At 30.9% G+C, this 20,303-nt stretch carries 14 protein-coding genes and 7 tRNA genes; 18 read left to right on the top strand and 3 right to left on the bottom strand.

Annotation, left to right across the window (positions count from 1 at the left end):
* Positions 1–25: 25 nt before the first annotated feature.
* From nifJ to H3N56_RS04770, 15 genes are all read left to right on the top strand, one after another.
* Positions 26–3,604, top strand: coding sequence for a pyruvate:ferredoxin (flavodoxin) oxidoreductase (gene nifJ / locus H3N56_RS04840; protein WP_185880136.1), 3,579 nt, complete (start codon positions 26–28; stop codon positions 3,602–3,604).
* 94 nt (positions 3,605–3,698) lie between these two features.
* A complete protein-coding gene (locus tag H3N56_RS04835) occupies positions 3,699–5,825 on the top strand; it encodes a penicillin-binding protein (RefSeq protein ID WP_185880135.1) in 2,127 nt (708 codons plus the stop codon).
* 9 nt (positions 5,826–5,834) lie between these two features.
* Complete coding sequence (gene priA / locus H3N56_RS04830; RefSeq protein ID WP_185880134.1) at positions 5,835–7,958, top strand: primosomal protein N'; 2,124 nt, start codon at positions 5,835–5,837, stop codon at positions 7,956–7,958.
* A gap of 42 nt (positions 7,959–8,000) precedes the next feature.
* A complete protein-coding gene (gene def, locus H3N56_RS04825) occupies positions 8,001–8,504 on the top strand; it encodes a peptide deformylase (RefSeq protein WP_221893430.1) in 504 nt (167 codons plus the stop codon).
* Positions 8,505–8,524: 20 nt separating this feature from the next.
* Positions 8,525–8,794: a septum formation initiator family protein gene (locus tag H3N56_RS04820; RefSeq protein ID WP_185880132.1), complete on the top strand. Its 270-nt coding sequence runs from the start codon at positions 8,525–8,527 to the stop codon at positions 8,792–8,794.
* Positions 8,795–8,803: 9 nt separating this feature from the next.
* Positions 8,804–9,838, top strand: a complete 1,035-nt coding sequence (glpX, locus tag H3N56_RS04815) for a class II fructose-bisphosphatase (RefSeq protein ID WP_185880131.1) — start codon at positions 8,804–8,806, stop codon at positions 9,836–9,838.
* Between the two features lie 19 nt (positions 9,839–9,857).
* Positions 9,858–10,352, top strand: coding sequence for a hypothetical protein (locus tag H3N56_RS04810; protein WP_185880130.1), 495 nt, complete (start codon positions 9,858–9,860; stop codon positions 10,350–10,352).
* A gap of 15 nt (positions 10,353–10,367) precedes the next feature.
* On the top strand, positions 10,368–11,900 hold the full coding sequence (locus tag H3N56_RS04805) for a glycoside hydrolase family 10 protein (RefSeq protein WP_185880129.1): 1,533 nt from the start codon (positions 10,368–10,370) through the stop codon (positions 11,898–11,900).
* Positions 11,901–11,952: 52 nt separating this feature from the next.
* A tRNA-Gly gene (locus tag H3N56_RS04800) sits at positions 11,953–12,028 on the top strand.
* Positions 12,029–12,034: 6 nt separating this feature from the next.
* Positions 12,035–12,110 (top strand) — tRNA-Lys (locus tag H3N56_RS04795).
* Positions 12,111–12,113: 3 nt separating this feature from the next.
* Positions 12,114–12,188 (top strand) — tRNA-Glu (locus H3N56_RS04790).
* A gap of 2 nt (positions 12,189–12,190) precedes the next feature.
* Positions 12,191–12,266 (top strand) — tRNA-Val (locus tag H3N56_RS04785).
* Between the two features lie 8 nt (positions 12,267–12,274).
* Positions 12,275–12,351: transfer RNA gene (locus H3N56_RS04780), tRNA-Asp, on the top strand.
* Between the two features lie 22 nt (positions 12,352–12,373).
* Positions 12,374–12,449 (top strand) — tRNA-Thr (locus H3N56_RS04775).
* Positions 12,450–12,452: 3 nt separating this feature from the next.
* A tRNA-Leu gene (locus H3N56_RS04770) sits at positions 12,453–12,536 on the top strand.
* Positions 12,537–12,624: 88 nt separating this feature from the next.
* Here H3N56_RS04770 and H3N56_RS04765 read toward each other — a convergent pair.
* Positions 12,625–13,824 carry an SAM-dependent methyltransferase gene (locus H3N56_RS04765; RefSeq protein WP_185880128.1) on the bottom strand — a complete coding sequence of 400 codons (1,200 nt, stop codon included), beginning with the start codon at positions 13,822–13,824 and terminating at the stop codon, positions 12,625–12,627.
* A gap of 132 nt (positions 13,825–13,956) precedes the next feature.
* Here H3N56_RS04765 and H3N56_RS04760 point away from each other — a divergent pair, with 132 nt between their 5' ends.
* The 3 genes from H3N56_RS04760 (at position 13,957) to adhE (ending at position 19,198) form a co-directional block, all read left to right on the top strand.
* Positions 13,957–15,468, top strand: coding sequence for an ABC transporter permease subunit (locus H3N56_RS04760; protein WP_185880127.1), 1,512 nt, complete (start codon positions 13,957–13,959; stop codon positions 15,466–15,468).
* Positions 15,465–16,448 carry a DNA polymerase III subunit delta gene (locus H3N56_RS04755; protein WP_185880126.1) on the top strand — a complete coding sequence of 328 codons (984 nt, stop codon included), beginning with the start codon at positions 15,465–15,467 and terminating at the stop codon, positions 16,446–16,448. The genes H3N56_RS04760 and H3N56_RS04755 overlap by 4 nt, the downstream gene beginning before the upstream one ends.
* A gap of 152 nt (positions 16,449–16,600) precedes the next feature.
* Positions 16,601–19,198, top strand: a complete 2,598-nt coding sequence (adhE, locus tag H3N56_RS04750; protein WP_185880125.1) for a bifunctional acetaldehyde-CoA/alcohol dehydrogenase — start codon at positions 16,601–16,603, stop codon at positions 19,196–19,198.
* 25 nt (positions 19,199–19,223) lie between these two features.
* Here adhE and H3N56_RS04745 read toward each other — a convergent pair whose 3' ends face one another.
* Both H3N56_RS04745 and rpsT read right to left on the bottom strand, forming a co-directional pair.
* Complete coding sequence (locus tag H3N56_RS04745; protein ID WP_185880124.1) at positions 19,224–19,730, bottom strand: HAD family hydrolase; 507 nt, start codon at positions 19,728–19,730, stop codon at positions 19,224–19,226.
* 93 nt (positions 19,731–19,823) lie between these two features.
* Positions 19,824–20,084, bottom strand: coding sequence for a 30S ribosomal protein S20 (gene rpsT, locus H3N56_RS04740; protein ID WP_185880123.1), 261 nt, complete (start codon positions 20,082–20,084; stop codon positions 19,824–19,826).
* Positions 20,085–20,303 lie beyond the last annotated feature (219 nt).

Raw genomic sequence — 20,303 nt, 5'->3', positions numbered from 1 at the left:
TTAGGTTAAGGGGAGGAAAAACAAAATGGCAAAAAAAATGCAAACTATGGATGGAAACCAAGCTGCAGCATATGCAGGATACGCCTTTACAGAAGTAGCAGGAATTTATCCAATAACTCCATCTTCACCAATGGCAGAGTACACAGATGAGTGGGCTGCTAGAGGAATCAAGAACATGTTTGGAGTACCAGTTAAAGTTGTAGAAATGCAATCAGAAGCTGGAGCAGCAGGAACAGTTCATGGATCATTACAAGCTGGAGCTTTAACAACTACATATACAGCATCTCAAGGATTACTTTTAAAAATACCAAACATGTATAAAATAGCTGGAGAACTTTTACCAAGTGTTATCCACGTTTCAGCTAGATCACTAGCTGCACAAGCTCTTTCAATATTTGGAGATCATCAAGACGTTTACGCAGCAAAGCAAACTGGATTTGCTATGTTATTTGAAAGTTCAGTTCAAGAAGTTATGGACCTTTCTGGAGTAGCTCACTTAGCAGCTATAAAATCAAGAGTTCCTTTCATGAATATATTTGATGGATTCAGAACTTCACATGAAATCCAAAAAGTTGAACTTATGGATTATGAAGTATTTAGAAATTTAGTAGATATGGATGCTATAAAAGCATTTAGAAATAGAGCATTAAACCCTGAGCACCCAGTAACAAAAGGAACAGCTCAAAATGATGATATCTATTTCCAAACTAGAGAAGTTCAAAATAAATATTATGATGCAGTTCCTGCAATCGTAGCTGAGTACATGGCTGAAATCTCTAAAGCAACAGGAAGAGAATACAAACCATTTAACTTCTACGGACATCCAGAAGCTGAGCATATAATCATAGCTATGGGATCTGTTTGTGAAACATTACAAGAAACTGTAGATTACTTAATGGCTAAGGGAGAAAAAGTAGGTATAATAAACGTTCACCTTTACAGACCATTCTCTTCAGAGTATTTCTTTAATGTATTCCCTAAGACAGTTAAGAAAATTGCTGTTTTAGATAGAACAAAAGAGCCAGGAGCTTTAGGAGAACCTCTATACATGGATATCAAAGGATTATTCTATGGAATGGATAACGCTCCAGTAATCGTTGGTGGAAGATATGGATTATCTTCAAAAGATACAACTCCAGCTCAAATGTTAGCAGTATTTGATAACTTAAAAGCTGAAACTCCTAAAGATGGATTTGTTGTTGGTATAACTGATGACGTTACATTCAAATCTTTAGAAGTTGGTCCACATATAGATACAACTTCTGATTCAGTAAGAGAATGTCTATTCTTTGGATTAGGTTCAGATGGAACAGTAGGAGCTAATAAAAACTCTATTAAAATCATAGGAGATAAAACAGATTTATATGCACAAGGATATTTTGCATATGATTCTAAGAAATCTGGAGGATCAACAAGATCTCACCTAAGATTTGGTAAAGAGCCAATTAGATCTACATACTTAGTATCAGCACCAAACTTTGTTGCATGTTCAGTTCCAGCTTACTTAACTCAATATGATATGATTGGTGGATTAAAGAAGAATGGATCATTCTTACTAAACTGTGTTTGGGATAAAGAGGAAGCTGTAAGCAACTTACCAAATTCAGTTAAGAAAAGCTTAGCTGAAAAGAATGCTAAATTCTACATCATCAATGCAAACAAACTTGCAACAGAAATCGGATTAGGTGGAAGAACTAATACAATAATGCAATCAGCATTCTTTAAATTAGCAGATGTAATTCCATTTGAAGACGCACAAAAATACATGAAAGACTATGCTGAAAAATCATATGGTAACAAAGGTGCAGAAATTGTAAAAATGAACTTTGAAGCTATTGATAGAGGAGCAGGAGAAATTGTTGAAGTAACAGTAGATCCAGCTTGGGCAAATCTTACAACTGAAGTAGAATCTGAGGAATCAGGATGTTCTTGTGGTGGATGTTCTTGTACTCCATTAGAGAAATTCGTAGACAAAATATGTAAGCCTATTAATGCTATGAAAGGGGATTCACTTCCTGTATCTACATTCTTAGAGTATGCTGATGGAACATTTGAAAACGGAACTACAGCATTTGAAAAAAGAGGAGTAGCAGTTAGCGTTCCTGAATGGAAAATGGAAAACTGTATCCAATGTAACCAGTGTTCATATGTTTGTCCACATGCTGTAATCAGACCATTCTTAATGACAGAAGAGGAAAAAGCAGCATCTCCAAACGAATTAAAAACTAAAACTCCAATCGGAAAAGGATTAGAGGGATTATCTTATAAAATACAAGTTTCTCCATTAGATTGTACAGGATGTGGGCTTTGTGCTAACGTATGTCCAGCTAAAGAGAAAGCTTTAGTAATGGTACCAATTGCTCAAGAAATGGAAGCAGGAGAGCAAGAAAATGCAGATTACTTATTCAACAAAGTAACTTACAAAGATACTTTAATGCCTAAGAATACTGTAAAAGGATCTCAATTTGCTCAACCTCTATTTGAATTCCACGGAGCTTGTGGAGGATGTGGAGAAACTCCTTACATCAAAGCAATAACTCAATTATTCGGAGATAGAATGATGATAGCCAATGCAACTGGATGTTCATCAATTTATGGAGGATCAGCTCCTTCAACTCCTTATACAACAAATGCTTGTGGAGAAGGACCTTCATGGGGTAACTCACTATTTGAAGACAATGCTGAATTTGGATACGGAATGTCAGTTGCAGTAGGTGCAATGAGAGATAGAATCCAACACATCATGGAATCAAATATGGAATCAGTATCTCCAGAAGTAAAAGCTTTATTTGAAGAGTGGATTGCAAATAAAGGAAATGGAGAAAAGACTAAAGAGATTAAAAATAAATTAGTTCCTATGTTAGAAGCATGTGACTGTGAAGTTGCTAGAGAGATATTAGATCTTAAGCAATATCTAGTTAAAAAATCTCAATGGATCTTCGGAGGAGACGGTTGGGCTTATGATATCGGTTATGGAGGTCTTGATCACGTTCTAGCAACATCTGATGATGTTAATGTTTTAGTAATGGATACAGAGATCTACTCAAATACTGGTGGACAAGCATCTAAGTCAACTCAAACAGGAGCGGTTGCTAAGTTCGCAGCAGCAGGAAAACCAAATAAGAAGAAAGATTTAGCTGCAATATCTATGTCTTATGGACATATCTATGTTGCACAAGTATCTATGGGTGCAAACCAACAGCAGTACTTAAAAGCAATAGCTGAAGCTGAGGCATATCCAGGTCCATCAATCATCATAGCTTACTCTCCATGTATAAGTCATGGAATTAAGAAAGGTATGGGACAAAGTCAACAGGAAATGAAACTTGCGACTGAGTGCGGATACTGGCCAATATTCAGATACAACCCATTACTAGAGAAAGAGGGTAAAAACCCACTTCAAATAGATTCGAAAGAACCACAATGGGATAAATATAACGATTATCTAATGGGAGAAGTAAGATATGCAACTCTTACTAAGACTCATCCAGAAGATTCAAAAGTTCTATTTGCTAAAAATAAAGCTGAAGCTCAAAGAAGATGGAGACAATATCAAAGACTAGCGTCTTTAGATTTCTCTACTGAAGGAACAGAAGCTAAATAGTTTTAAATAAGAGGGAAAGCGAGAGCTTTCCTTTTTTTTTTAACTGTTATTTGGTATAATAAAATATACAATTATTTTGAGGGATGGTGGGGAATTGGTAGTCAAGAGATTAAAAATAATCTCTCTGGTGTCATTGATATTAGGGATAGGATGTTCAATTTATTTTAAAATTCATCTTCTTACCGTTGGACTTATGCTAATTTTAGTATATTTACTTTTAATTTTTACAAAATGGAAAAAAAATAAAAAAAATAATAACTTTAATATAAGAGTATCAGTTGGAATAGATATAGTTGGATTACTTATGCTAGTTTTAATATTTAGACTTATTCATATTCAAGTTTTTAACTCTAAAATTTATGAGGCAGCTGTAGCTAAACAAATAACGGGTAGTTTTCCTGAAAGTGGAGATAGGGGAAGTATATATGATTCAACTGGAAAAGGATTAGCATATAATGTGAATATCTATAGTTTAATTATAGATCCAGAAACTGCAATAAAGAAAGAAGAAAGTTTTAAAGCTCTTAAAGAACTTATAGATAAAAAATATGTAAAGGGAAATTATTATTCAATCGCAAAAGAGATTAAAAAACTTGGACTGGAAGGAAGAAGATATAGAAGATTAGAAAAAGATTTAAATGATATCGAGAAAAAAGAAGTAGATATCATACTAAAAAAACATGGTATTTTGAGAACGAAGGAGTTATTTTTGGATGGAAGAAAAGAAAGAAAATACTATAGAAGAGATATATTTGAAAATTTAGTTGGAAATATTGGATTTTTAAAAAATGATGAAACAGATATAAAAAAAGGAACTTTTGGTGTTGAAAAACAATATGAACAATATCTTAGAGGAAATGAGATAAAAAGAACAAGCCCGAGTATTAGAAGTTTAGGAATAAAGTTACCGACATCGAAAGCTGAAATGAATCAAGAGTTAGATGGTAAGAATATACATTTAACAATAGATCATGAAATTCATTATATATTAAATGATGAGTTAAAAAAACAGTTTGAAAATACTAAATCAGAAGAGGCATATGGAATTGTAGTAGACCCAAATACTGGAAAAGTTCTAGGGACATCATTTTACAGTAAGGGAAAAAAGGAGATAAGAAATCCTCTTTTTCAAAACCAAGTTGAACCGGGATCTATATTTAAACCGGTAATAGTCGCATCAGCCTTAAATGAAGGGTATGTTAGAAGAAGTAGTACTTTTGACATAGGAGATGGAACAATAAAGAAATATAACCATACCATAAGGGAAAGTAGTAGAAGTGTAAAAGGGATTATAACATTAGATGATATAATTAAAAAATCAAGTAATGTTGGAATGGTTTTAATTGGAGACAGATTTACAGAAACAAAATTTGAGGAGTATCTAAAAAGCTTTGGATTATATGATAAAACTGGAATTGATTTTCCATATGAGAGAAAGCCATATACTATTTCAAGCAAGAGATGGGATAAATTAAAGAAGAGTACAATGTCATTTGGACAAGGAATAGCTGTAACTCCAATTCAAATGGTGATGGCTTTTTCAGCAATCGTAAATGGAGGAGTATTATATAGACCATATTTAGTAGAAAAAGTTGAGGATAAAAATGGTGTGGTTATAAGAAGGAATCTTCCAGCTCCAGTAAGAAAAATAATAAGTGAAAAAGTTTCTCAAAATATGAGAGAGATGATGGAAAAAACAGTTGAAGATGGAACTGCTAAAAAAGCCATGGTTGAAGGATATAGAATAGGTGGAAAAACAGGAACTGCTCAACTAAGTTTAAATGGGAAATATATAAAGCATGAGTATTTAACTTCGGCAATAGGATTTTTCCCAGTAGAAAAGCCAAGATATGTAGTTTTAATAATGTTACTAAAACCTCAGGCAGATATACTTTATAATAAGTTTGGAGGAGCCACAGCAGCACCAGTCCTTGGTGAAGTAGTTAGAAGAATCGTTAAGAGTAAGAATATTCTATCAAAAGAAATAACGAATATAAATCCGGAAATTCAAAAGATAAAATCAGAACAAGTTTTGGTACCGGAAGAAATTATGACGACTATGCCTGACTTAAAAGATTTAACTGCTAGGGATATTTTAAATATATTTAAAAATTATAACTATGAAATTAGTATGTCAGGAACAGGAAAGGCTTTTGAACAGTATCCAAAAGCAGGAGAAGAACTTGAAAAAGTAAAGAAAATAAGAATACTTTTAAAATAGGAGAAATAAATGAAATATTGGAAAGTATACTTAGAAGGAACGAATAATTTTTTTACATATAGCGCTGAAAATGAAGAAGCAAAAATAGGTGATAGAGTTTTAGTTTCTTTTAGAAATAGAGATAAGGTTGGAGTGGTAATAGAAGAAGACTTAACTGAGAATTTTGAGTTTAAAGTTTTGCCTATAAAAAAAGTAATGGATGAACAGATATCCTTTGATGAGAAATTTATAAAGTTACTTCTTTGGATAAAAGATTATTATATGTGTAGCTTTGAGCAAATATTTAATACTGCTGTTCCAGCTGGAATGAATATCTCTTATAAATCAATCTATTATTTAAATCCAGAAAAAGAAATAAGTGAAAAAAATGAGATTCATAAATATTTAGAAAAGAAAAAATCTATAAGTAAAGTTACTTTAGAAAAACATTTTCCTAAAAAATCAATTGATGAAATGGTTAAGATGGGAGATTTAATTTTAGAAAAAAAAATAAAAGATTTTGAAGAAAATAAATTTTTAAAAGAAATAGGAAATTATAAAGAGGTTAAGGACGCCATATTAAACACAGAACAATCCAATGTGAAAAATGGGATAATAAATTCTAAAAGTAGACATTTTCTTATAAGAGGAGTAACGGGTTCAGGAAAAACAGAAGTATATATTCAGCTTATAAAAGAAGCCCTTAAAACTGGAGGAGGATCAATATTTTTAGTTCCTGAAATTTCTTTAACTCCACAGATGATTAAAAGGTTTAAGGATGAATTTAATGATAGTGTTGCAATTTTACACAGTAAACTAACTAATAGTGAAAGAGCAAAAGAATGGTACAGTTTATATAGTGGACAAAAAAGAATAGTTCTTGGAGTTAGGTCAGCTATATTTGCTCCAGTTAAAAATCTAGAATATATTATAATAGATGAAGAACATGAAAATAGTTATAAACAGGATAGTAGTCCAAGATATAATGCAAAGTATGTTGCAATAAAAAGAGCAGAGATTGAAGGGGCTAAAGTTGTTTTAGGTTCTGCAACTCCATCGATTGAAAGTTATTATTATGGAAAAAAAGGTATATTTGAACTATACACTATGGAACATAGATATAATGATGCTAAGCTCCCTGAAATGAAAGTAGTTGATATGAAAGCTGAAGAGGATCAATTTTTTAGTAAAGAATTATTAGAAAAGATAAAGATGACGCTATTAAAAAAAGAACAAGTAATTCTACTTTTAAATAGAAAAGGTTATTCTACTTTAATTCAATGCAAAGAATGCGGTCATATGGAGGAGTGTGAACACTGCTCTATAAAGATGAATTATTATTTTAGTAATTCTACTTTAAAGTGCAATTACTGTGGAGTTACTAAAAAGTTTTCAAAGAAATGTAGTAAGTGTGGAAGTACTAATCTTACACATAGTGGAAAAGGTGTCGAAAGAGTAGAAGAAGAGTTGAAAAAGTATTTTCCAGTTAATATTGTAAGGGTTGATGGAGATATATCGAAAGAAAAAGGATTCTATGAAAATATGTACCACGATTTTTTAAATGGGAAATACGATATAATGATAGGAACACAAATGATTGCAAAAGGATTACATTTTCCAAATGTAACACTTGTAGGAGTAATAAATTCAGATACAATATTGACTATTCCAGATTTTAGATCGGGAGAAAGAACTTTCCAGATGGTTACACAAGTTGCTGGAAGAGCTGGAAGAGGAGAGAAAAAAGGAGAAGTAATAATTCAAACCTACCAACCAGAAAGTTATGTAATCGAGAAAATTTTAGAAAATGATTATGAGAGCTTTTATAATCAAGAAATTGAAAATAGAGAGCTTCTAGAATATCCACCATTTTCTAAAATAATAAATATAGGGATTTCTTCTAAAAAAGAGGAGGGATTAGAAAAATTTGCTCAAGAATTATGTAATGAAATTAAGAGTGAAAAAGTTGAAATTTATGGTCCAATGAAAAGTTTAGTATATAAAGTTAAAGATAGATATAGATATAATATATTTATAAAAGGAAGCAGAACAGAAATAAATAAATATAAAAATTTACTTAAGAAAAAATTAGAAAACTTTGAAAATAAAGACTTCAGAGTAACTGTTGATATAGACCCAATAAATCTAATATGATATAATATAATGAAAATTATAAATAGTAAGAGGTGTAAAGAAATGATATACGAGATTAAGATATATGGTGAGGAATCTTTAAGAGCGATTTCTACTCCAGTAGAGGAAATAACTGATGAAATAAAAGATATTTTAGATGGAATGGTTGAAACAATGCACGACATAAATGGGGTTGGATTAGCAGCGTCGCAAGTTGGAATAAACAAAAGAATGTTTGTAATAGATGTTGGAGACGAAATAGTAAGAAAAGTTATAAATCCAGAGATAATAGAATTATCAGATACTATCGAAGATTGTGAAGAGGGATGTTTAAGTATTCCAGGAATTTATAAAAATGTTAAGAGGTCAACACATGTTAAAATAAAATATACAAACGTTGATGGAGAGGAAGTAATAGAGTCTGCAGAGGGACTTTTAGCAAGAGCTTTCCAACATGAGTACGATCACTTGGATGCAATATTATTCGTAGATAAAGTTTCTCCAGTAGCTAAAAGAATGATTTCAAAAAAATTACAACTTCTTAAAAAAGAAAGTGTAAAGAAGTAATATAAATTTGGGGGATATAAATGCTAAGAATCTTAGTAACTTGTTTGATTTTATTAAATACATTTTTTTTCGGATCACATATTTATAGAAGTTATATAAAAATAGATCATTTGACCAAAGAGAGAACTTTGATTTTAGAGAAAAAAAAAGCTGCCCTTGAAAGTATAGATGAATACGATAATCTTTTAAAAAAGATTAACAATTCGTATTATAGAGAAAAAATTGCGAGAGATAGATTGCAGATGAAAAAAGAGGGCGAAATAATTTACAGATCAATAAATACAAAATAGGAGGATACAATGAAAAGAGAATTAGCATTAGAGTTTGCAAGAGTTACTGAAGCTGCAGCATTAGCAGCACACAAATGGGTTGGAAGAGGGGATAAAGAGGCCGCAGACCAAGCCGCAGTTGATGCAATGAGAACTATGTTAAATGGAATTATGATTGATGGTGAAATTGTAATTGGTGAGGGAGAAATAGATGAGGCTCCTATGTTATTTATTGGAGAAAAAGTTGGAGCGATACATCATTCTAATAAGGGAGATCAAGCATATGCGTGTGTTGATATAGCAGTTGATCCAGTAGAAGGAACAAGAATGACAGCTCAAGGACAAGCAAATGCAATTGCAGTATTAGCTGTTGGTAGAAAAGGAAGTTTTTTAAAAGCACCTGATATGTATATGGAAAAACTTATAGTTGGTCCGGATGCTAAGGGAGTTATTGATTTAGAAAAGCCTTTAATGGAGAATATAGAAAATGTAGCAAAAGCTTTAAATAAAAAATTAAATGAACTTACAATAGTAGTTTTAGATAAACCTAGACATCACGTTATTATAAAGGAACTTCAAAACTTAGGATTAAGAGTATACGCTCTTCCAGATGGAGACGTAGCGGGTTCTATATTAACATCTGTAGTAGATTCAGATGTAGATATGCTTTATGGAATAGGTGGAGCACCAGAAGGAGTAATTTCTGCTGCAGTTATTAGAGCATTGGGTGGAGATATGCATGCTAGATTAAAATTAAGAAGCGAAGTTAAGGGTGTATCTTTAGAAAATGATAAAATTTCAGCTTATGAGAAATTAAGATGTGAAGAGCAAGGGTTAAGAGTTGGAGAGGTACTAAGATTAGATGATCTAGTTAAAGACGATGAAGTTATATTCTCAGCAACAGGAGTTACAAGTGGGGATTTACTTGAGGGAGTAAAGAGAAAAGGAAATATTGCTAGAACTCAAACTCTAGTTATAAGAGGAAAAAGTAAAACAGTGAGATATATAAATGCAGTTCATAATTTAGACTATAAAAAAGAAGAAATTATGGATTTAGTTAAATAGTTTTTCAAGGAGTGGTAGTGTGTTTTTTTTTGAAGATTTTTGTAAAAGAGTAGAGAAGACGACAGTTGAACCAAAAGATATTGAAAAATTTAGATTGGACATAAAAAAGGTAATCATGTGGTTAGGGACAGGAGTACCCCTACTATTGATGGGTCTATATCAAGGCTATATGTTTTATTTGAATAGTACAAAGTATGCTTATTTAGTTTTTTCAATAATTTTTATATATCTTGGACTTAAACATTTAAAGACAATATTTGAGTTTGGAATTACTCTAAATTTAAAAGAAGGAAAAATAATAAGCAAAGGTGTAGACCTAAGTTTTGACGATATCCAAAGTTGTACTTTAAAAGAGCAGTCAGTTGGAAAGAGTAGCAGAGCGCAAGTTGTTATAGATATAATAACTAAAGAAAAAAAAGAAATAATAATACCATTGATGATGGGAAGAAAATTAATTTTTATAGCTATTTTAAGAGATAAATTAAAAAATAGATTTAGAATTGTAAAAGGATAATATTTTGGAGGGAACATGAAGAAAATATTTTTAAAATATTTTATCTTTATTCTTTTATTAACTTTAAATTGCTTCTCAATGGAGAATGAAAAGTCTCCTAAAAGAGAGTTTAGAGCTGTTTGGATTGCAAGTGTAGGAAATATCAATTGGCCTTCTAAACAGGGTCTTACTATAGAAGAACAGAAAAAAGAATATATAGATATGTTAAATGAAATAAAAGCACTGAAAATGAATGCCGTTATTGTTCAGGTAAGACCAGTTGGTGATAGATTTTATAAAAGCCCTAGTGATGAACCTTGGTCTAAATATTTAACGGGAGAAGCTGGAAAAGATCCAGGATACGATCCTTTAAAGTTTCTTGTAGATGAAGCACACAAAAGAAATTTAGAGTTTCATGCATGGTTTAATCCTTATAGAGTTACTTTCACAAAAGGAGAAAAACTTCCAAAAAATCACCCTGCATTAAAACATAAAGACTGGACTGTTAATTATGATGGGAAGCTATATTATAATCCCGGAGTACCAGCAGCTAGAAATTTTACAGAGAAAGTCATTCTAGATGTAGTTAAAAACTACGATATAGATGCAGTTCATATGGATGACTACTTTTATCCATACCCTGCAAGGGATAAAAAGAAAAAAGATATTCCATTTCCAGATAGAGAAGCATATAAAAAGTATGGAAAAGGCCTAACTCTCGATGCTTGGAGAAGAAAAAATGTAGATATATTTGTAGAGTCTTTAGCTAAAAATATAAAGAAAACAAAGCCTTATGTAAAATTTGGAATTAGTCCATTTGGCGTTTGGAGAAATATATCAGATGATTCTACAGGTTCAAATACTAAAGCTGGAGTTACAAATTATGATACGCTTTATGCTGATACTAGAAAATGGATTAAAAAAGGTTGGATAGATTACATAGTTCCACAGATTTATTGGAATTTTGATTTTAAAGTTGCTCCTTACGCAACACTTGTAGATTGGTGGCAAGAAGAAGTTAGTGGAAGCAAAACAAATCTTTATATAGGACATGCTGCCTATAGATTAGGAAGTAACGAAGCATGGAAAAATGAAGATGAATTATTAAATCAAATAAATTATAATAGAGATAATGGTAGAGCTCTAGGAAGTGCTTATTTTGGACTTGATAAAATTTTAAATAACTCTACAAATATAAAAGAAAATTTAAAGGGAAAAAGTTATAAGAATATAGCTCTTCCTCCAAAAACTCCATGGATAGATGAGGTTGCACCAAGTCCAGTAACTAATTTTAAATTAAATAAAGTTGAAGATGGTGTAGAGTTGACTTGGGATGATTTCCCTAAAAACTATGTAACTTACTATGCAATTTATAGAAGTGAGACACCAAAAATTGATGTTACAGACTCTAGATACTTACTTGAAACTATAAGAAGAGATGGAGAAAATAAATTTGTAGATAGAGATGTTACAGACGGGAAATCATATTTTTATTTAGTGACAGCTGTAGATAGAGTTCATAATGAAAGTAAGGCAAGTCAGCCAAAAAAAATATTTTTAAAAAAATAAAAAAAAACTTGTTGACAGAAAATGTAAATTGTGGTATTATTATTCTTGTGATGCGGGAATAGCTCAGTCGGTAGAGCGTCAGCCTTCCAAGCTGAATGTCGCGAGTTCGACCCTCGTTTCCCGCTCCATGAGATGCGTTATTAGCTCAGATGGTAGAGCACACGACTTTTAATCGTGTTGTCACTGGTTCGAGCCCAGTATGACGCACCATTTGCCCCGTTCGTTCAACGGTTAGGACAATAGATTTTCACTCTATAAACAGGGGTTCGATTCCCCTACGGGGTACCATTGGAAGCATAGCTCAGTTGGGAGAGCACCTGCCTTACAAGCAGGGGGTCACAGGTTCAAGTCCTGTTGTTTCCACCAATATAAATGGGGGTGTAGCTCAGTTGGTTAGAGCGCATGCCTGTCACGCATGAGGTCGCGAGTTCGAGCCTCGTCACTCCCGCCATTTATTTTAAAAATTAATATCAGCCGCTTTAGCTCACCTGGTAGAGCAACTGACTTGTAATCAGTAGGTAATTGGTTCGACTCCGATAAGCGGCACCACTTGCGAGGGTGGCGGAATTGGCAGACGCACCAGACTTAGGATCTGGCGTCCTAGACGTGAGGGTTCAAGTCCCTCCCTTCGCACCACAATGAACTTTAGCTGGAAGAATTCCAGTTTTTTTTATTTTTTGGAACCATAAAACAGTCGGCACGAATTTCTGCCGACTGTTTTATTTTATAGATAAAAATCTCTTATTAGTGTATCTAGAAGAGGTTCGATACCTAAAAATTTAAGAAAAGTATCATATTCTTTTTTCTTTGTTATTAAAGTATCCTCTTTGAAATTTTCTTTAATGGCTTTTATCAAAATATTTTTAGGAGTATGTTCCATATCTATGAACTCCATAACTGTTGTTTTATAACCACAAAGTTCAAGAGCCTGGGCTCTTAAAGCATCAGTAGCTAAAGAACTAAATTTTTCTTGGAGAATACCATGTTTTCCAATTACAGAAAGTTCTTTTTTTAGATGAGTTGTCTCAGATTTATGGATTTTTTGATTAAACTCAGACTGACAACAAGGTACTGCTAAAATAGCTTTTGCATTCATTTCTAAACCTTTTAGTATTGAGTAATCAGTGGCGTTATTACAAGCATGTAAAGAAAATATTAAATCGACATTTTTTAATTTATCAAAATGTTGAATATTACCTTCGATAAATTCAAGACAGTCAAAGTTTAAATCCTTTGCAATTTCATTGCAATGATTAATAACATCTTTTTTTAAGTCTAATCCAATCACTTCAAGTTTCATATTTTTTACATTTTTTAAATAGTGATATAAGGCAAATGTAAGATAAGATTTTCCACAACCAAAATCAACAACCTTAATTGAATCTTGAATAAGTTTTTTCTGCTCTAATTCTTTCAAAGTATCTTCGATAAACTCCAAATATTTATTTATTTGTCTAAATTTACTAAATTTCTCTTTTATGACTTTTCCATCTTTATTCATTACTCCAAGTCTTATAAGGAAAGGAACTGGAATTCCTTCTTCTAAGAGATAATTTTTCTTTTTGTTATGATCCAATGAAATTTGTTTAACAGATGTCTCTTTTATTTTCATATTGAAATCATTTTTACCTTTTAAAATTTGAATCTCTTTATCTTTTGTATTTATAAGAAGTTGCTTAAAGTTATCTAAAAGTTCATTGAAGTTAATTTTACTTTGTTCTTTTGTAAGATTTGAATGGAAGGCTTTATTATCCTTAAATTGCTCCCATTGAATAAAGAGCTCACCTTTTATAGCGATAGGTTTTAAAGACACCTTATTATAAGGATAAGAACCTTTTAAATTAGATATTGAGGCTTTGACTAAATCATCTTGATCTATAATTGAATATATAAAATTAATAACTTTATCTTTTGAATATTTCATCTAGTTCTCCTTTTGAAATTTTTAATATCATTTAAAATTATAACATGATTTTTAAAAAATTATACCTTCTTTTTGTCAAATATTTTATGGTATAATTAAGGCTAATGTTTGTTATATAAGGGAGGATAAGTAGTGAAACAAAGAACAATAGTAAATCTTATTTATGGATTGCTATGGCTTCTTCCAATATATTTTTTTGGAAAAGATTTTTTTCATTTGGAAGATTTAAGATATATTTTTGAAGAATATACGATTGAAATATTAAAGTTTTCAGTGTATCAAGCTTTGATTTCATCGATTTTAGCTTTTTTAATTGCACTTATTCCAGCTTATTATGTGGCATATAAAAAAAATATTTTAAGTAAGTTATTGCAAGGACTTATTTTTATTCCGTTTTTTTTTCCAGTGATTTCAACAGTTACAGTATTTTCAATAGTTTTTTCTATGGATCTTTTGAAAAAATATGAAATTTTATATAGTTTGAAAGCTATTTTAATAGCTAATATATTCTATAATTCTCCAATTTTTATAAAATATATTAGTGAGGGGATAAAAAAAATACCACGTGAAACGATAGAAGCATTTAAATTGGACGGAGCAAATGAACTACAAATAGCATATTATGGAAAACTACCTCTTCTATTACCCCAGATATTTAGAGGCTTTATTCTAGTATTTACTTATGCTTTTACATCTTTTGGAATAGTTTTATCTTTAGGTGGAATTAAATATTCAACACTTGAAGTAGAAATAGGAAATAGTTTAAAGGGAAGTATGGATTTTTCAAAAGCATTTTCACTGGGATTACTCCAATTTTTTATGCTTTTACTGATTAACAGTATAGGTTTTAAAATTGACGAGTATGAATTAAATGGTGAAGGAGCCGTAGAAAAAGTTGGAATATTTAAAACCTTATATTCATTACTTTATATAATTTTCCAGTATGGAATTTTAGCAGTTTCTTTTATATTTTCTTTCTATAATTTTTATGAAAACAAATTTAGTTTAATTGCAATAAAGACAATTTTTTCTAAAAATTTTAATGAAAATTATCCAGTTTTAAAAAGTATTTCAAATTCAATTTTAATATCGGGAATATCTGCTATATGTATAGTTATGATAACGTATCTAATAATAAAAAATTACAGTAAATTGACAGATATTATAATTTTTTCAAATCTTGGAATTTCTGGGGCTTTTTTAGCTATTAGTTTATATTATTTAAATGTATTATTTGATATACCACTGATAATTTTAGTTATAATTGGAAATATTTTCATAAGTATTCCAGTGGCTTATTCACTTATGTATCAGTATGTAAAAAAATTCCCAAAAGATTTATATGAGATGAGTTTAATAGACTGCACTAATTGGTATCAAAGATATAGGTATGTAGAGTTACCAATTTTAAAAAATCTGTTAATTTCAGCTCTCTTGCAAATTTTTGCAGTGATTTTTGGGGAATTTACTTTGGTTTATATTATGCAAATTGAGGATATATTACCTCTTGTTTCGCTGGTGAATTATTCATTGGTATCAGAAAAAAAGATTTTAGAAAGTTCAGCTTTGAGTAGTTGTGTAGTTATAATAATTCTATTTATATTTATATTAGGGGAATATTTTAAAAGGAGAGATGAAAGATGATTTATTTTTTACATGGTGACACACCTTTACAGATGAGGTATCAGGAATTAATAAAAGAGATAAAAAGTAAAAATTTAAATATACCTGAAAAAATATATGATGCATCTCTAGGAGAGGAAACTGATTTTTTAGGAAGTATTTCGACAAACTCTATGTTTTCACCAAAGGAACTTATAATACTAAAAAGATCTGAGTCATTAAAAAAATTAGATAAATTTATAGGATATTTGGAAGAGTATGATTTGAGTCAAAAAGAAGTAGTAATAGTCTATGAAGAGTTTTTAAATTCTTTTGGAAAAGCTACTAATAAACCAACAACTAAAATGTTTTCAAATATAGAAAAAGTAGCAAAGCTAGTGACGGCCAGAAAAGAAAATGAAAAAAAAGGAATGATATTTTTTGTAGAAAAAGAACTTAAAATTTCCGAATATGATGCTGAAAAAATTTGTGAAATTATTGGAGAAGATTTTTATACAATTAAACAGGAAGTGGAAAAAGTTAAGAATTTTTTAAATGGAGAACCATTTTCCCTTGAAAAAATATTACCAATATTATCTGTAAGTAATGAATTTAACTTGAAAAATTTGATTGATAATTTTATAGAAAATAAAGAAAAGATTAATCTCATTAATTATTTAAGAGAAGAGAAAGAATATATGAGTTTTCTCTATATGATAAGTGATGAAATGAATATTATATTAAAATTAAAACTTTTAGAAAAAAGAGGGAATATAAAAAGAAGCATGTCTTATAAGTATTTTAAAGAAAATATTTATGAGGGGATTAAAAAGTATTTTAAAAAAGAAAGAGGGGATTATGTGAAAGAATATCCTCTGTTTTTAAAAATAAAGTTACTTGAACTATATGATGAAGAATTTTTAAAAGAGATGATAAAAAAGCTTATATATTCTGAGTTCAATATCAAAAGTGGACATATGCCAGATGCTGTTGAGATAGAAAAAATAATACTAGAATTTTAGAAAAAAATTAAATGGTCAAAAATTGACTGGTCAAAAATTCAAAATATAAGCAAAAAAATTTTTGAGTTTTTTTTAAATGGAATGTAAACTAACCCTAAGAAAATGATTATTAAAGCCAATAAAATAATTTAAATATATAGGAGTTGATTTATATGTCCATAGAAACTTTAGTTGCCAAAGTAAAAAATGCTCAAAAAGAATACTCTAAATTTAGTCAAGAACAGGTTGATAAAATATTTAAAGAAGCTTCTCTAGCTGCGAATAATGCTAGGATAAAATTAGCTAAAATGGCGGTAGAAGAAACAGGAATGGGAATAGTAGAAGATAAAGTGATAAAAAATCATTTTGCTTCGGAGTATATTTATAATTCATATAAGGATACGAAAACTTGTGGAACTATCGAATCAGATGATGCTTTCGGAATAGAAAAAATAGCTGAACCAATTGGAGTTATTGCTGGAATAGTTCCAACAACTAATCCAACTTCAACAGCAATATTTAAAGCATTAATTTCTTTAAAAACAAGAAATGGAATCATTTTTTCTCCACATCCAAGAGCAAAAAAATCGACAATAGCAGCTGCTAAAATCGTTTTAGATGCCGCAGTTGCAGCTGGAGCACCTAAAGATATAATATCTTGGATAGAAGAACCTTCTGTTGAAGGATCTAATGAACTTATGAGATCTGTTAACTTAATATTGGCAACGGGTGGACCTGGAATGGTTAAGGCTGCATATTCATCGGGAACTCCAGCTATAGGTGTAGGTGCTGGAAATACTCCTGTTATAATTGATGATACGGCTCATATAAAAATGGCAGTAAACTCTATACTGTTATCAAAGACATTTGATAATGGGGTAATTTGTGCTTCGGAGCAATCTGTAATAGCTAGTAATAAAATTTATAATGAAGTAAAAAAAGAGTTTATAAAAAGAAATGCATATATTTTAAAAGGTGAAGAGCTAGATAAGGTTAGAAAGACTATAGTGATAGATGGACATTTAAATGGAGATATAGTGGGGCAATCAGCTTATAAAATTGCAGCGATGGCCGGTGTAGAAGTTCCAGAAAACACAAAGGTTTTGATTGGAGAGGTTGAATCGGTTGAATTATCAGAGCCGTTTGCACACGAAAAATTATCACCTGTACTAGCTCTTTATAAAACTAAGTCTTTTGAAGAGTCTCTTATGAAAGCTGATAGATTAATAGAGTTAGGTGGAATGGGACATACTTCAGTTTTATATGCAGATGAATTAGAAGCAGAAGATCATATTAAAGAATTTGGAAAACTTATGAAAACAGGAAGAACGTTAATAAATATGCCAGCTGCTCAAGGAGCTATAGGGGACGTATTTAACTTTAAGCTTTCACCTTCTTTAACACTTGGATGTGGTTCATGGGGTGGAAATGCAGTTTCTGAAAATGTTGGAGTTAAACATCTAATAAACATAAAAACTGTTGCTAAGAGGAGAGAAAATATGCTTTGGTTTAGAATTCCTGAAAAAGTATACTTTAAATTTGGAAGTTTACCTGTAGCTTTAAAAGAATTAAAAGGAAAGAAAAGAGCAGTAATAGTAACGGACAGCCAATTAGCTTCTTTAGGATATACAGATCATATTACATCAATATTAGAGGATGTGGGAGTAGACTTTAGAATATTCTCGGATGTTCAAGCAGATCCGACTCTATCAGTAGTTGAAAAAGGTGCAGATGTAATGAGAAATTATAAACCAGATGTTATACTAGCTCTAGGTGGAGGGTCAGCAATGGATGCTGCCAAAATTATGTGGGTTATGTATGAGCATCCGGAAGTAGATTTCCAAGATTTAGCAATGACATTTATGGATATTAGAAAAAGAATAGTTCAGTTCCCTAAAATGGGAGAACTTGCTGAATTTTGGGCTATAGCAACATCAGCAGGAACAGGTTCTGAAGTAACACCGTTTGCTGTAATAACTGATGATAAAACAGGGATTAAATATCCTTTAGCTGATTATGAGTTAACACCTGACGTGGCTATAGTTGATTCTCAGCTTATGATGTCGATGCCTGCAAGTTTAACTGCTTCTTCTGGAATAGATGTAGCTACACATGCATTAGAGGCATATGCTTCTATACTGGCTTCAGATTATACAAATCCTTTGGCACTGGAAGCTACAAGACTAACATTTAAATATTTACCAGAATCGGTGAAGGGTGGAAGTCATGCTAAAAAAGCAAAAGAGAAGATGGCTAATGCGTCGTGTATGGCTGGAATGGCCTTTTCAAATGCATTTTTAGGGATATGTCATTCTATGGCACATAAGTTAGGAGCTGCATTTCATATACCACATGGAGTTGCAAATGCTTTACTTCTAGAAGAAGTAATAAGATTTAATGCAACGGATAAACCTCTTAAAATGGCAGGGTTTTCTCAGTATAAATATCCAAACGCAAAAGAAAGATATGCTAAAATGGCAGACTATTTAGGATTCACTAAAGGGACTGAAACATTAGAAGAAAAAGTTAAAATATTAAGATCTAAGATAAATGAACTAAAAGCAGAGATTGGAATCAAACCAACAATTGCAGATTATGGAATTTCAGAAACTGAATTTTTATCAAAATTAGATAAAATGGTTGAAGATGCATTTGATGACCAATGTACTGGAGCGAATCCAAGATATCCTCTTATGTCAGAGCTAAAAGAGATGTATTTAAGAGCTTATTACGGAGCACAAAAATATTTAGAACTTCAAAAAGTTAAATAAAAAAAGGGACCAGTTGGTCCCCTTTTTATTGTGCTGTAGTTTCAAAGTTTTCGACAATTTTTCCCCAAATTCCTTTTTCTTTTAAAATTTGTTCAATAAACTCTCGAACAGCTCCTTCACCACCATTTTTTGTAGAAACAAAGTTTGAGATAGCTAAAACTTCACGAGCTGAATCTTTAGGTGCACCGCAAAGCCCACAAAGTTTCATAACTTTTAAATCTAAAAGATCATCGCCCATGAAGGCTACATTATCATAAGTTAAAGAATATTTTTTTAAAATAGATTCTAATTCAAAAACTTTATCTTTAATTCCTTGTCTAATCTCTTTAATTCCTAAATCTTTGCATCTCTTTTCTACTATATTAGAAACTTTACCTGTAATTATAGCAACGTCAATTCCATATTTTATCGATTGTGAAATTGCTAAACCATCTTTTACATTAAAAGCTTTCATTTCATTTCCTAAATTATCAATATAAAGTTTTCCATCGGTTAAAGTACCGTCTACATCAAGAACAATAAGTTTTATCATTTAATATCACCATCCTAAGGCATAGATTGAATTTTAAACACAAATAGAAAAAGGAGGTTAAAAACCTCCTCAATCTATAATAACAGAAATTAATTACAGAGCGATAACTTTTGCAGCAAGTCTAGCTTTCTTTCTAGAAGCTGTGTTCTTCTTAAGAACTCCTTTACTAACTGCTTTGTCAAGTTCTTTGTAAGCTATTGATAAAGCAGCGTTTGCTGCATCTATATCTTTAGTTTCAACTGTTGCTAAAACTTTTTTAGACATAGTTTTAACTCTAGACTTAACCGCCTGATTTCTTTCTCTATTTCTCTCTGCTACTAGTATTCTCTTTTTAGCTGATTTTGAGTGTGCCAAATTAAAAACCTCCTCGAATTAAATAAAAATCTCATAAAATTTTAACATAAATAATGGTTTGTGTCAACAAAAGTCTTGATGACAAAAGTATTTAATTTGACAGGTAAGCATCAAAAGAGACACAAATAAATATGCACAATGGACCATAAATATTTTAACATATATTTTAAAAAAAAAGAAGATAAAATAAAAAAGAATTCATATTTTATCAAAAAAAGG

The organism is Cetobacterium sp. 2A, from assembly GCF_014250685.1.
Lineage (GTDB): Bacteria > Fusobacteriota > Fusobacteriia > Fusobacteriales > Fusobacteriaceae > Cetobacterium.
This window is presented reverse-complemented; position numbering and strand designations above follow the sequence as displayed.

Excerpts from the sequence above, each read along its gene's own strand:
- nifJ (WP_185880136.1), top strand. The coding sequence starts at position 26 with ATGGCAAAAAAAATGCAAACTATGGATGGAAACCAAGCTGCAGCATAT.
- priA (WP_185880134.1), top strand. The coding sequence starts at position 5,835 with ATGAAATATTGGAAAGTATACTTAGAAGGAACGAATAATTTTTTTACA.
- def (WP_221893430.1), top strand. The coding sequence starts at position 8,001 with ATGATATACGAGATTAAGATATATGGTGAGGAATCTTTAAGAGCGATT.
- H3N56_RS04820 (WP_185880132.1), top strand. The coding sequence starts at position 8,525 with ATGCTAAGAATCTTAGTAACTTGTTTGATTTTATTAAATACATTTTTT.
- glpX (WP_185880131.1), top strand. The coding sequence starts at position 8,804 with ATGAAAAGAGAATTAGCATTAGAGTTTGCAAGAGTTACTGAAGCTGCA.
- H3N56_RS04805 (WP_185880129.1), top strand. The coding sequence starts at position 10,368 with ATGAAGAAAATATTTTTAAAATATTTTATCTTTATTCTTTTATTAACT.
- H3N56_RS04765 (WP_185880128.1), bottom strand. The coding sequence starts at position 13,824 with ATGAAATATTCAAAAGATAAAGTTATTAATTTTATATATTCAATTATA.
- H3N56_RS04755 (WP_185880126.1), top strand. The coding sequence starts at position 15,465 with ATGATTTATTTTTTACATGGTGACACACCTTTACAGATGAGGTATCAG.
- adhE (WP_185880125.1), top strand. The coding sequence starts at position 16,601 with ATGTCCATAGAAACTTTAGTTGCCAAAGTAAAAAATGCTCAAAAAGAA.
- H3N56_RS04745 (WP_185880124.1), bottom strand. The coding sequence starts at position 19,730 with ATGATAAAACTTATTGTTCTTGATGTAGACGGTACTTTAACCGATGGA.